Here is a 12,896-nt window from a genome sequence, read left to right as displayed (position 1 = left end):
AATCTGATTGCTTGCAAGCTCCCCCTTTCGAAATGCCTTTTCAGTCGTGGCGAAGGCAGCGATAGCTGTGATCAACCTTTCACTTTTTTATGCATCTAGTGCGTTTACTAATATAGAGCTTACTGTGCTTCCGGCATTACGGTGTTTCGCGATCGCTTGATAGTCGTCGGAGTTCATCCAGGTTAAAGCAGATTCTTTTGATGGGAACTCAATAATCACCGACCTTGTATCATCCCAAGTGCCCGCTAAAACCATGGGGTCTTCATCAACACTCAACAACTTGCCGTCGAACCTTTTGAACACCTCTGGGAAACCAGCTGAGTATTTATCGTATTCACTTCGATCATGTATCTTAAATCTAGCAATGATATAAACGGACATTCTGTTTAACTCCTAATGTTGTGTTAGTTTTGAGTGCCCACCGTGAGCACTAATAATCAATCAGATAACTAGAGCCTCGCGGGCAAATTTTTCAGCGAACTTACTTGGCGTGATCGCGTTTCTTCATTTTTACAGGACTATGCATCTGGCTTTAACCCGCTTTCTCTCAATCTCTATCTTGGTCATGGCTTTATAAACATAAAACCAAACTTATCTATGCGTTGTGTCTACCCAATCAATAATCATATCGGCAAATAATTCTGGTTGATCAGCCCAAGCAAGATGGCCTGCTTCCGGCAGAATTTGTAGCTTGCTTTGCGGCAAGGCTGCATCGAGGTATTCAGCATTAGCGGGGTCGAACATAACATCGAGCTCACCCCAGAAAACCAAGGTGGGTATATCGATTTCTTTCACTCGACCTGCGAGCTCTGCAGCTTTGGAACTAAAGTCCTTAAACCAATAAACCACCTCAGCGGCGCGCCCCGAGTAAGCCCGCTTATAATCATCTACTTGCCTAGCGTTGGCCCGATGGCGGATAGCCCCGAGTTTTGACGAGAAAGCGATGAGTGGCCCGGCACCTAACAAACCTGTAGTGAAACGCATGAAACCAAACTTGGCCAACATATTGATCATAAACGCCAGCTTGAAGGGGCCAGGCGCACCGACACCATGCCCAACCGGTAAACTAGCCACGCGATGTTTATGGTTGAGTACATAGGCGAGCGCTGCTCCCATGCCCACATCCGGCCCGAGCAGATGGATGTCATACAGATCAAGCTCATCAAAAATCGCAGCCAGATGAGCACCCTGAGCGGTAGGTGACATATCTTTGCGGTCACCTTCAGAAGCACCGAATCCCGGTAGGTCGATGGCAATTACATGACATTTCTCTGTCAGTGCTTCCCAGGAACCTGTGAAACTCAGAATACTTTCGGGGAACGGGCTGAGCAATACCACCAGCGGTGCATCGGCTGGCCCGGATTCAGCAAGGCGAATATTGCGGTTTGCTATTGTCCGAGTTTCAGTTGGAATCGTTATGTCCGGCGATTCAAACAATACCGCCGACTTACGGGCTGCTTTCACTTTTGTCCACTCGGGTGACACCAACAGCAGCGCAGCAGCGTTGAGTTGATCGTAGACGTTAAGTTTTTTCATATTACTTTTACACCAAAATAATTAGTGTTCAGCTGCCTTTGTAAATGCGACCTCTCTCCGGTTATTCGTGCTTGCCTGCAACCCAACCGTGCGCGGCGAGCTGGTCCTTTGCAAAGCTCTTAGGTGAGTTTTCCAAGGTAGTTGCCATTGTGTCGTTCCATCGATTCAGAAAACCAAATAGCGAAATTACCGCCACAACTTCTACAGCCTGCTTTTCGCTAAAGTGCGCTAACAACTCACTCATGTGCTCAGCTTCTACCGCGTTGGGTACCATGCCCGCATGCACTGCAACGCTAAGCGCCGCTTTCTCCTGGTCAGAAAACAAGTCGCTTTTCTCAAACTCAAATACCGCTTTTATTTTCTCTTCGCTGACATTGTTTTTTTGTGCTGAGTTAGCTGTATGTGCTTGGCAATAACGGCAACCCGCTGCGTTACTTACTGCGAACGCAATCATTTGCTTTAGGCCAGCGTCTAGTTCGCCACTGTGCAGAATCGTTGCACCAAGCCCTCCAAAAGCTTGAGTAAGTTCTGGCCAATGCGCCATCGTCATCATGGACGTTGGCAGAAAGCCCATAGACGCCTCCACCATTTGCAATATCGGCTCTAACTCAGGTAATTCCTCGCGCGGCTTAGGTATGATGTGTGTCATTTCATTCCTTATGTTTGTTTCTATGAGTCTATTTTGAGGAGCTGCTTACCAAGATTTTGCCCAGCATAAAGCCGCTGTAGCGTGGCAGGAATATTTTCAAAGCCTTCCTGTAAGTCGACCTGATAAATTAATTGGCCAGATGAAATCCAGCCCATTAACTCTTTAATAGCTTCCATCGCTCGCGGCATGTAATCCAAAATAATGAATCCTTCCATTCGCGCTCGGTTAATGGTCAGGTTCGACAAATTTGAGGGTCCAGGTATCGGTCCAGTCGCGTTATAACCAGAAATACTCCCACACAAAACAACGCGAGAACGCAGATTAAGGTGATCCAGGGCCGCCTCGAGGATGGTGCCGCCTACGTTATCGAAGAATACGTCCCACTTGTCGGGACAGTGATGAGCAATTTGCGCATTAACATCTTCATTTTTATAGTCGATGACGGCGTCGAAGCCAGCAGTCTCTTTTAACCACCGACACTTATCTGGACCACCAGCAATACCTACAACACGGCAACCCTTAATTTTAGCGATCTGACCAACAAACGAGCCAGTAGAGCCCGCAGCACCAGAAATAAGAACGGTTTCACCGGCCTTAGGCTGACCAATCTCCAACAAGCCAAAATAGGCGGTGAGTCCGGTTATACCAAGCACAGACAGCATCATTTCAGGCGAGACCCCTGCTGGCAACTTAACCAAACCCATTGGGCCCTCGCCGGGGGCTGCAACCACATAATCTTGCCAATAGCCGGTGGTTTGCACTAGATCTCCTACTTGGAAATCTGCATTATGCGACTCTATTACTGTGCCAACAGAACCTGCCCGCATAGGCTCTCCGATGGCCACTGGCGGCAGATAAGCCTTACGGTCAACCATCCAGTTTCGTTGTGCCGGATCAAATGATAAGTAAAGATTCTTTATTAGCACCTCACCACTTTTTGGCTCAGGAATCGGGGTTTCCGCATACTTAAAATTATGCGGACCAACCATTCCAGTAGGTCTCTCGGCTAATAGCCATTGTCGATTTATGTTCACGATAGCTCTCCCAATGCTCTTTTCATTTTTACTTCTCCTGTCTACAGATACCTGTGCTTATTTGGCAGCCAAAAAACTTGTTACCTGCCGTGATGGTATAAAACCAGGGGCAATTTCATGGCGTTGAAAATCAAGCTCAACCGTTTAGCCTGATCAAAATACGCTGGGCTTACAGTTAGATTGAGCCAAGAATTTTGCTTATATTCTTGCGAAACTTTTTACCGAAGGGCGGACGCGCGCCAATAATAGGCAAGACGTCGATCATGGTTTGACTATAAATCGCACGGGCGTGGCTCATGCCTCTAAACCCTTCTGGACCGTGGTAAGCACCCATACCAGAAGCACCGATACCACCAAATGGAAGATCCTCTTGTACGTAGTGAAGTGTTATATCATTGATACAAACACCACCACTTTGCACATGACTTAATAAGTACTCCTGCTCTGGCTTATCTTTACCGAAGTAATACATGGCAAGCGGATTTCGACGGGGTTCAATCATATCTGGAACCTCAGCCACATCAGAGTAGGTCAGTACGGGAAGAATAGGACCAAATATTTCCTCGTGCATAACCAACATATCTTCATTAACGTTTTGTAAAATATGTAAGGGCATACGACGATTGTCTTCAGACGCACGCGTCTTGTCAGCACCAACAATCGTAAGCTTGGCTCCCTTAGCAACTGCGTCATCAATGTAGTTCTGTAACCTGGCGAAGTGTCTTTCGTTGATAACACCCGCATAATCCTCATTTTCAGTAATGTTCGGATACATTGACTGTACTTCCTGAACCACCCGTGCAATAAGCCGCTCCTCTAGCTCATCCGGCACGACAACGTAGTCTGGTGACAAGCATAATTGACCACCATTCAAAAGCTTACCGAATGTCAGGCGTGTCCCGGCCAAATCAAGCTTTGCGCTACGACCAATAATGACAGGTGACTTGCCGCCAAGTTCTAGCGTGACGGGAACGAGATTTTTTGAGGCTGATTGCATTACTTTTGCGCCGATATTAGTAGACCCAGTAAACAGAAGATGATCAAAGGGCAATTCCGCAAAACGCTGACTGGTTTCTGCGCCACCAGTTACGACCGCGACTTCATCTTCTGGGAAATATTTGGGCACAACTTCGGCGAACAATGCCGCCGTTTCAGGAACGAACTCTGAAGGTTTCAATAAGGCTCGATTACCTGCAGCAAGCGCGCTTGTAAGCGGCGCAACAGTCAAACCAAAGGGCAGATTCCAAGGGGAAATGATGCCAACAACGCCCTTGGGGAAATGCCTAACCTGGCTGTTTCCGCCCAAAAAATTCATCGGTTTATTAGTTTTCCGTTTTTCAGGCTTCATCCACTCTTTTAAATGTTTCATGGAATAGTCGATCGCTTCGACCTTTGACGCAAATTCTGAAAACAAACTGAATTCATAGGATCGAGCCCCACCAAATTCGCGTTTTGTTGTTTTTGCGAACTCCGTTTTATTTTCAACAATCAGTGCTTTGAGTCTCTTTAGACGGTCAATCCTCGTCGAATAGGTGACTTCGCCCTCAGCACGAAACTTGCTTCTCTGCAGTTCGACTAGTGCTTCCAGGTTTTGAGTATCTAATTCAGTGACGTTTTGGTGTTTGGCTGTGCTCATAATTTCTTTCTCTGGTTGATATGCAGTCGTTCTATTTTGGCAGCGGCCAGGGAGCTTGATTCGCTTAAATCTTGGATACCGCTTCCGTGCGAATGCCCTCTATGATGCGAACAGCATTCTTAATGAACAGAGGCTCGGACGAAAAGCTAGCGATAAGATTTTGAACATCCTCAGGCAATTCTTCGTGATCAAGTGATGGACCCTGATCCCCTTGGGCTGCACCAATTAAAAGGACGCCCATTGTTTTTACTACTTCAATCGCTTGCGCTTCACTCAAACTGAGTGAAATAGACGTGGCCGCAGCAAGCGCCTCCACCTGATTTATGAACACCTTTTTAGAACTGATGAGCCGGGGGATGGCAACATTGTGTTCGATCATATGTTCAAGTCTGATCAGTAAAGGTAAGAAGGTGCCGTCTGCCGAGGCAGTGCTAAATAATATTTGGGAATACACCTTACTCGTCATGGCATCAGATAAGTGATCGATGAAAACCTGACTCCATCGAATCAGGCTTTGCTCATAAAGAGTCAGGAAAAGCTCTTCCCTAGTTTGGAAGTAAAGGTACAGCGTGCCCTTGGCTAACCCAATATTCTTGGCTAGCTTGGACATAGAGAATGCCTCATACCCAACCTCAAGAAAGTACGTTTCAGCAGCCTCTAGTACTGCGTGTCGCCGCAGCGCCTTTTGTGCTGCGCTTCTCGCTCGCTGATTAATCGCAACGACTGAACTCATGGGTGTCTCCATAATGTTTCCGTTTGGATACCTGGCTAAGATTGATCGACAGCTCTCGGCCATTCGCTGACCACTAAATCAATATAGCTGACCGATGGTCATTTTAGACGGAACAATTTAACATTGCAATGACCGCCGTTCATTTATATACTGACCACCGTTCAGTTAAGGTCACTTACCTGCACATAACATCAATATAAGGCAGCTCGGACTGATCAAGCGCAGCCTCAAAGCATAGCGAGATAGACAATGAAGTTACTCACCTTCAAACTGCAAGGCGAAGAATACCTGGGCGCTTTGACTGATACCGGGGTCGTCAACCTGAATGCTGCTGCGCCGAAGGCGCTAGCTTTTTCCTCAATGCAACAATTTATAGAAGCCGGTCAGCCGGCCCTTGATCGCGCCTATGCCCTGCTAGCTTCTAGACCAGTCTCCACACCATCTGACCACGTGGATTGGTTAGCACCACTGCCGATACCCACTCAGATACGTGACTGCCTGGGTTTCGAAGAGCATCTAAAAAATGCATTTGAAAGCGCCATTAAGCTGAGCGCCATGACTGCGGATGACCCCGTGAAAACTGAACAAGAATTGCGTGCGAGTGGTCGATTTGCAGCCCCCGAAGTCTGGTATCAACAGCCCCTCTATTACAAAGCCAACCGTTTTTCTGTCGCACCAAGTGGCAAAGACATTGTCTGGCCAGCGTATTCCGAGGTAATGGATTTTGAGTTAGAAATGGCCTGCGTTATTGGTAAAAAAGGTAAAGACATCAGTACAGACAATGCTGAGGACCATATATTTGGTTACACAATTTATAACGACTTCTCAGCACGAGACGCTCAAATGCTCGAGTCTCCAGGCATGTTGGGGCCAGCCAAAAGCAAAGACTTTGACGATTCAATTATTCTTGGGCCAGTTATCGTCACCAAGGATGAGCTCGATGATCCTTATAACTTGCGTATGCAGGCTCGCATCAATGGAGAGACTTGGTGCGATAGCAATAGCAACACAATTCACTGGAAGTTCTCAGACATGATCGCCCACATCAGTATGAGCGAAACCCTTTATCCCGGCGAGGTAATCGGCTCTGGCACGGTCGGTCTTGGCTGTGGTTTGGAGCATCTGCGCTTTTTAAATGATGGCGATGTTGTTGAGCTAGAAATTGAAAAAATCGGTGTCATCTCAAACAAAGTGATAAAGAGGTAGTTTCAATGAGTAGTCGAGAAAGCCAAGAGATTAAAGATCGAAACACCGGCAGCGAGTTTTCTCACCATTGGCTATTAGTATTGGTCTGTGCGGTAGGCATCGGCGTGGGTGTGTCCGCACTGCCCTTTTACACCCAAGGATTATTTATTGAAGCCTGGATCGCCGACTTTGGCTGGACCCGGGCTCAGGCGTCTCTTGGCATTTTGGGGTCGACCCTGGCACTGGCTGCAGTGTTGCCATTTATAGGTTCGATAGTTGATCGGTACGGCTTGGTAACCCCCGTTATGATTTCTTTATTGGGCCTGTCCGTCGCCTATGTATTGTTAGGTCTGTTCGTTCAGTCCATCGCTACCTTTGTCATGCTGGCAATGCTGCAGGCCATACTTGGCAGCGCGTCCTCACCATTGGCTTATACGCGTGCGATCAATACCGTATTTGATAAACAGCGAGGCCTGGCACTTGGCGTTGCACTCTCGGGGGCAGGGTTGGCAGCCACGTTTGGACCAACTTTGATCAGTAACGCTATCGACGCGTTCGGCTGGCGCGGCGCTTACTATGCAATGGCCCTGTTTACCCTGGTAGTGGGTGCTGTCATTGTGATCGTTTTATCCCGTCTCAAGGGCGCCTCAGCATCGACGAATATCGACACAGAAGCAGCGAGCGAGGACTTCAAAATCGCGAAGGCGAGTCGCACCTACTGGACCATCATGGCTGCAATATTCTGCCTGTCTCTCGGGCTTGGCGGATTGATGATTCATTTTGTACCCATTCTGCTCGATGTGGGTTTCACTACAGATGCCGCGGTCAAGATTGCAGGGGTTATTGGTATCGCCGTGATACTGGGCCGCCTCTTAGTAGGTTTTGCCGTTGATCGCATCTTTGCGCCACGGGTAGCAATTGCCATTCTTTTCGCCTGTATCTGTGGCGTTTTGGCTTTGGCGCTATTGGGATCTGCTGTGGCTGTACCGGCTGCATTTGTTATAGGGTTTTCAGTGGGCGCCGAAGTTGATCTGATTGGCTATCTGGTCGCTAGATATTTTGGCATACATGCGTATGGGCAGATCTACGGTAGGCAATACTCCACGTTCTTAATCGCGACGGGCCTTAGCCCAGTCATTCTTGGTGCGGTGCGTGATGCGACTGGCACCTATACCGCATCTTTATTTACAGCCGCAGCCTTTATGATCGTATCGGCGGCTTTGTTCGCGAAACTGCCAAAATTTAAACAATAGCAATTTTCTGCAAGCCTCAGATAAAAAACACAGCGGGCAAAAAAACCGACTTTAGTGAGATCAAGAAAACTGCCGTATGACCGGCAATATTCCAAGTAATGAAACCACAGAGTTTGCTACTAATAGCGCTATATTTGCGGTTATGGCTGTGGCCATGGTCAATAGGTACGTTCAGCCAGGGTTGCAGTCGAGATTGGGTTTAATATTAAATTTTGATCAGCGGCGCCATGCTGTCTGCTTGTCAGAAGTCCATATATCAATAATTTACAACTAAGCGACTACTCCCACTCAATAGTCGCCGGTGGTTTTGAACTGACGTCGTAAGTCACTCGGGATACGCCCGAAATTTCGTTAATGATGCGATTGGAAACCAGTTCAAGTAACTCGTAGGGAAGGTGAGCCCAGCGAGCGGTCATAAAGTCAACGGTTTCAACGGCGCGTAAAGCGATGACATATTCATAGCGCCGGGCATCACCGACAACGCCGACAGATTTAACCGGCAGAAAGACAGCAAACGCCTGGCTGGTCTTGTCGTACCAGCCGGAACTGCGCAACTCTTCAATAAAGATAGCATCGGCCTCGCGTAGCAGGTCTGCATACTCCTTTTTGACCTCCCCCAGAATGCGCACACCAAGACCGGGGCCGGGGAAAGGGTGGCGGTAAACCATGTCGTAAGGTAAACCCAGTTCCAGGCCAATTTTCCTGACCTCATCCTTGAACAACTCACGCAGTGGTTCAACCAGTTCGAGGTTCATGTCGTCTGGCAGTCCACCCACGTTGTGGTGAGACTTGATCACATGAGCTTTGCCGGTTTTAGCACCTGCTGACTCTATAACATCGGGGTATATTGTTCCCTGTGCCAGCCAATTAACGCTCTGCAACTTGGTTGCTTGTTCATCGAATATATCGATAAACGTATTGCCAATAATCTTGCGCTTTTTCTCGGGATCGGCCTCGCCTTGCAACTTGCCGAGGAAAAGCGATTCGGCATCGGCACGGATAACCGTCACGCCCATATTGCTGGCAAACATGTCCATCACATGATCGCCCTCATTCAGGCGAAGTAAGCCGTTATCAACGAAGACACAGGTCAACTGATCACCGATAGCCTTGTGCAACAGGGCAGCAACGACCGACGAGTCAACTCCACCTGAAAGTCCCAGCAATACCTTGTCGCTGCCCACGGTTGCCCGCACCCGGGCAATGGCATCTTCGACAATATTGGCTGGAGTCCACAGAGGCTCGCAATCGCACTGCTCCAGCACAAAGTGCTCGAAAATACGTTTACCCTGCACGGTGTGGGTTACTTCCGGGTGAAACTGGATACCATAAAACGGCTTTTCCTTGTGGGCCATGCCGGCAATAGGACAGCTTTCTGTTTCGGCAATCAATTCGAAATCATCGGGAAGCCCCACTACCTTATCCCCATGACTCATCCACACATCGAGTAAACCCTTGCCGTGATCATCGATATGGTCGCGTATATCGTGGAGTAAACCGCCATTGCCTACCTGGCGAATCTGCGCATAACCAAATTCGCTGACATTTGAACAGGCCACAGTACCGCCAAATTGCTCGGCCATCGTCTGCATCCCGTAGCAGATACCCAGAACGGGCACGCCCAATTCAAAAACAAGCTGCGGCGCCCTCGGGGAATCCGCTGCCGCCACTGATTCGGGGCCACCGGATAAAATGACGCCACTGGGGTTGTACTCGCGAATGTCTTCATCGCTCATATCAAACGCCCGGATTTCACTGTAGACACCCACCTCGCGCACCCTGCGGGCAATTAACTGGGTGTACTGGGAACCGAAGTCCAGAATGAGAATTTTCCGGGCGTGTATATCTGCGCTCATGGCATTTCCTGAATGGGATATTAAGCCCGAAGCGGGTTACCCCACCTCGAGAGCAAATCCTTTATAACGTTAACGCACCGGGTAGTTGGGCGCTTCCTTGGTGATTGAGACGTCGTGCACGTGGCTTTCAGACATGCCGGCAGAGGTCACCCGCACAAACTCTGGCTGACTACGCATGGTATCCATATCGATGCTGCCCGTGTAACCCATGGCAGACCGCACGCCGCCCATCAACTGGTGAACAATTGCAGTTACCGGGCCCTTGTAGGGCACGCGGCCTTCTATACCTTCTGGCACCAGTTTCTCGGCGCCTTTGCTGGAGTCCTGGAAATAACGATCTGAAGAGCCCTGGGTCTGAGACATGGCTCCCAACGAACCCATGCCGCGATAAGCCTTGTAGGTTCGCCCTTGATAGAGCTCAACCTCGCCGGGCGCTTCCTCGGTCCCGGCAAACATACTGCCCATCATCACCGAATGAGCGCCGGCGGCATATGCCTTGGCGATATCACCGGAGAAGCGAATACCACCGTCTGCGATCAGTGGAATACCACGACTGGCAAGCGCTGCAGCCACGTTGGCAATAGCAGTAATCTGGGGAACACCGATGCCAGTCACAATTCTAGTGGTACAGATAGAGCCAGGGCCAATACCGACCTTCACTGCATCGGCTCCGGCGTCAGCCAGTGCTACTGCAGCCTCACCAGTGGCGATATTGCCACCGATCACCTGCATGGACGGGTAAGCGCTTTTAATCATTCTTACCCGCTCGATAACATTGCGTGAATGTCCGTGAGCCGTGTCTACCACCAACACATCGACACCGGCATTGATCAATGCTTCTACCCGATCATCGGTGTCGGGACTGGTGCCTACCGAAGCGCCCACGCGCAATTGACCGAAGGAGTCTTTACAGGCATCGGGGAAATTCTCAGCTTTGTCGAAATCCTTCACTGTAATCATGCCGGTCAGGTCAAAGGCGTCGTTCACCACCAGAATCTTTTCGATTCGGTGCTGATGGAGCAATCCCTGAACTTCTGCCGAGCCGGCACCCTCTTTCACCGTGACCAGCTTTTCCTTGGGCGTCATGATGTCGGCAACCAGTTTGCTGTGGTCTGATTCGAAGCGCAGGTCCCTGCGAGTCACAATACCCACCAGGTCCTCGCCATCGAGCACGGGCACACCCGAAATTCCGTGGGAGGTTGTCAATTCGATCAGAGCGGCGATGGTAGCGCCCTGTTCGATGGTTATAGGATCCTTCACCACCCCACTTTCGTATTTCTTGACCTTGCGAACCTGCTCTGCCTGCTCAGCGACTGTCATGCTCTTATGAATGATGCCAATGCCGCCTTCCTGTGCCATGGCTATGGCCAAGCGAGCCTCGGTCACCGTGTCCATCGCGGCCGATACCAGCGGAATATTTAACTCGATCTCACGAGTTAGCCTCGACTTCAGCGAAACATCCGTGGCAACCACTTCCGAGTAGCCGGGCAGCAGCAGTACATCGTCGAAGGTAAGGGCTTCCTGGGCAATTCGCAGCATTGAGGAGTCTCCGGCTGGCAGCTTTGAGTTAAACGTGTAATTATAACTTTTTGCTGCTCTGTCCGTAAATAGAAGTTCTCGTTGTCTAACTCATTCCAAACCGCTACATCGCCCCCTGCGCTGACCGTCAGCCAGTTGAACCGGCAAGCCAGAAGCCTGCTGGAGAGTCATTTTGACTTTGTCTGGGTTGAGGGCGAAGTGAGCAACTTCGTAGCCCCCTCCTCCGGACACTGGTATTTCTCGCTAAAGGACGGCAATGCCCAGGTCCGCTGCGCCATGTTTAAAGGGCGCAACCAGCGACTGCGCTTCACCCCCGGCAACGGCGATCACATCCGCATGCGCTGCCGTGTTTCCCTTTACGAAGGTCGCGGAGAGTTCCAACTCCTTGTGGAGCACATGGAACAAGCAGGTGCCGGCGCTCTACAAGCGGCTTTTGAACAATTAAAGGCCAAGCTATTGGCAGAGGGTCTTTTCCAGCCTGAACGCAAAAAGCCATTGCCGGAGAGCGTCTCGCACCTGGGCGTGATCACCTCGCCCACCGGAGCCGCCATTCACGACATCCTCACCGTATTGAAAAGACGCTGCCCCGCCATCGAAGTGTCGATTTTGCCAGTAGCGGTCCAGGGCGAAGGGGCCGCAGGTGAAATTGCCGAAGCGATCAACCGCGCTAATCGCTGGCAAGAGGCCGGAGAAATACAATTGGACGCCCTGATCGTCGGTCGCGGCGGCGGCTCACTGGAAGACCTGTGGGCATTCAACGAAGAAATCGTGGCGCGAGCGATCGCCGACAGTGCACTTCCCATTGTGTCAGCGGTGGGCCATGAAGTGGATTTCAGCATTGCCGACATGGCGGCCGACCAACGTGCAGCAACACCTTCCGCGGCGGCAGAGTTACTGAGCCCTGATCAGCGCGAGCAAATGGAGCGCTTGGCGAAACTGGAAGCGGAACTGGTGCGCCTTATCCGACGCAAGATAGCCGATGCACAAACGCGGTTGGATCATTTGCGAGCCCGCCTGAAACACCCCGGAGCCCAGCTGCGCGAGCAGTCGCAGCGCCTTGACGATCTGGAACAGCGGCTGATTCTGGCTCAGAAGAATCTGTTGACCCGTAAAAAGAGCGAGTTGGCTTTACTGGAGTCTCGTCTGCAGGCCCATTCCCCACTGCCCAGGATTGTGCAAATGCGCAAGGAGCTGGGCAACCTGCAACAGCGCATGGAAGCGGCGATGCAGTCAAAACTCCAGGACTCGAAAAGCCGCCTGGCCCATCTGGCGCAGATGCTCGACTCTCTCAGCCCACTGAGCACCCTCGCCAGGGGCTATGCCATTGTTACCGACAGTAATGGCAAAGTTTTAACCGATGCCAGCGAGGTCGAAGTCGGCACTCAATTGGAAACAAGGTTGGCCAAGGGCAGGCTTGGGGTCACAGTCGACCAAATAGAGGCAGAAGAGTAAGTCGCGGCTGGGCTCGGTAAAAC

11 protein-coding genes are annotated in these 12,896 nt (G+C 50.3%); 3 read left to right on the top strand and 8 right to left on the bottom strand.

Annotated elements, in window-relative coordinates; genetic code table 11:
• Nucleotides 1-87 precede the first annotated feature (87 nt).
• From EYC87_RS01745 to EYC87_RS01720, 6 genes are all read right to left on the bottom strand, one after another.
• Nucleotides 88-381, bottom strand: a complete 294-nt coding sequence (locus EYC87_RS01745; RefSeq protein ID WP_279251342.1) for a DUF1330 domain-containing protein — start codon at nucleotides 379-381, stop codon at nucleotides 88-90.
• A 210-nt stretch (nucleotides 382-591) separates the two neighbouring features.
• A complete protein-coding gene (locus tag EYC87_RS01740) occupies nucleotides 592-1,536 on the bottom strand; it encodes an alpha/beta fold hydrolase (RefSeq protein WP_279251341.1) in 945 nt (314 codons plus the stop codon).
• A gap of 61 nt (nucleotides 1,537-1,597) precedes the next feature.
• Nucleotides 1,598-2,185 carry a carboxymuconolactone decarboxylase family protein gene (locus EYC87_RS01735; protein ID WP_279251340.1) on the bottom strand — a complete coding sequence of 196 codons (588 nt, stop codon included), beginning with the start codon at nucleotides 2,183-2,185 and terminating at the stop codon, nucleotides 1,598-1,600.
• Between the two features lie 20 nt (nucleotides 2,186-2,205).
• Nucleotides 2,206-3,219 (bottom strand): NADP-dependent oxidoreductase, encoded by a 1,014-nt coding sequence (locus tag EYC87_RS01730; protein WP_279251339.1) that lies wholly within the window; start codon nucleotides 3,217-3,219, stop codon nucleotides 2,206-2,208.
• 175 nt (nucleotides 3,220-3,394) lie between these two features.
• Entirely contained in the window at nucleotides 3,395-4,855 is a 1,461-nt protein-coding gene (locus EYC87_RS01725) for a coniferyl aldehyde dehydrogenase (protein WP_279251338.1), read from the bottom strand.
• A 64-nt stretch (nucleotides 4,856-4,919) separates the two neighbouring features.
• Nucleotides 4,920-5,588 (bottom strand): TetR/AcrR family transcriptional regulator, encoded by a 669-nt coding sequence (locus tag EYC87_RS01720; protein ID WP_279251337.1) that lies wholly within the window; start codon nucleotides 5,586-5,588, stop codon nucleotides 4,920-4,922.
• A 249-nt stretch (nucleotides 5,589-5,837) separates the two neighbouring features.
• On the opposite strand from EYC87_RS01720, the gene EYC87_RS01715 reads away from it, so the two are divergent.
• Both EYC87_RS01715 and EYC87_RS01710 read left to right on the top strand, forming a co-directional pair.
• The gene (locus EYC87_RS01715) at nucleotides 5,838-6,794 is read left to right on the top strand and encodes a fumarylacetoacetate hydrolase family protein (RefSeq protein WP_279251336.1); all 957 of its coding nucleotides are present in this window, start codon (nucleotides 5,838-5,840) and stop codon (nucleotides 6,792-6,794) included.
• 5 nt (nucleotides 6,795-6,799) lie between these two features.
• Nucleotides 6,800-8,026: an MFS transporter gene (locus EYC87_RS01710; protein ID WP_279251335.1), complete on the top strand. Its 1,227-nt coding sequence runs from the start codon at nucleotides 6,800-6,802 to the stop codon at nucleotides 8,024-8,026.
• 278 nt (nucleotides 8,027-8,304) lie between these two features.
• Here the strand turns inward: EYC87_RS01710 and guaA are convergent, their stop codons facing one another.
• Together guaA and guaB are read right to left on the bottom strand one after the other, a co-directional pair.
• Nucleotides 8,305-9,882 carry a glutamine-hydrolyzing GMP synthase gene (guaA, locus tag EYC87_RS01705; protein ID WP_279251334.1) on the bottom strand — a complete coding sequence of 526 codons (1,578 nt, stop codon included), beginning with the start codon at nucleotides 9,880-9,882 and terminating at the stop codon, nucleotides 8,305-8,307.
• A gap of 69 nt (nucleotides 9,883-9,951) precedes the next feature.
• Nucleotides 9,952-11,421 carry an IMP dehydrogenase gene (gene guaB, locus EYC87_RS01700; protein ID WP_279251333.1) on the bottom strand — a complete coding sequence of 490 codons (1,470 nt, stop codon included), beginning with the start codon at nucleotides 11,419-11,421 and terminating at the stop codon, nucleotides 9,952-9,954.
• Between the two features lie 81 nt (nucleotides 11,422-11,502).
• Here guaB and xseA point away from each other — a divergent pair, with 81 nt between their 5' ends.
• Entirely contained in the window at nucleotides 11,503-12,873 is a 1,371-nt protein-coding gene (gene xseA / locus EYC87_RS01695; RefSeq protein WP_279251332.1) for an exodeoxyribonuclease VII large subunit, read from the top strand.
• The last annotated feature ends 23 nt before the right edge of the window (nucleotides 12,874-12,896 follow it).

Source organism: Candidatus Seongchinamella marina (genome assembly GCF_026262685.1).
GTDB classification, from domain to species: domain Bacteria; phylum Pseudomonadota; class Gammaproteobacteria; order Pseudomonadales; family Halieaceae; genus Halioglobus; species Halioglobus marinus.
This window is presented reverse-complemented; position numbering and strand designations above follow the sequence as displayed.

What these genes read in the sequence shown, in the direction of transcription:
- EYC87_RS01745 (WP_279251342.1), bottom strand. Translation starts at nt 381, where the DNA reads ATGTCCGTTTATATCATTGCTAGATTTAAGATACATGATCGAAGTGAA.
- EYC87_RS01740 (WP_279251341.1), bottom strand. Translation starts at nt 1,536, where the DNA reads ATGAAAAAACTTAACGTCTACGATCAACTCAACGCTGCTGCGCTGCTG.
- EYC87_RS01735 (WP_279251340.1), bottom strand. Translation starts at nt 2,185, where the DNA reads ATGACACACATCATACCTAAGCCGCGCGAGGAATTACCTGAGTTAGAG.
- EYC87_RS01725 (WP_279251338.1), bottom strand. Translation starts at nt 4,855, where the DNA reads ATGAGCACAGCCAAACACCAAAACGTCACTGAATTAGATACTCAAAAC.
- EYC87_RS01720 (WP_279251337.1), bottom strand. Translation starts at nt 5,588, where the DNA reads ATGAGTTCAGTCGTTGCGATTAATCAGCGAGCGAGAAGCGCAGCACAA.
- EYC87_RS01715 (WP_279251336.1), top strand. Translation starts at nt 5,838, where the DNA reads ATGAAGTTACTCACCTTCAAACTGCAAGGCGAAGAATACCTGGGCGCT.
- EYC87_RS01710 (WP_279251335.1), top strand. Translation starts at nt 6,800, where the DNA reads ATGAGTAGTCGAGAAAGCCAAGAGATTAAAGATCGAAACACCGGCAGC.
- guaA (WP_279251334.1), bottom strand. Translation starts at nt 9,882, where the DNA reads ATGAGCGCAGATATACACGCCCGGAAAATTCTCATTCTGGACTTCGGT.
- guaB (WP_279251333.1), bottom strand. Translation starts at nt 11,421, where the DNA reads ATGCTGCGAATTGCCCAGGAAGCCCTTACCTTCGACGATGTACTGCTG.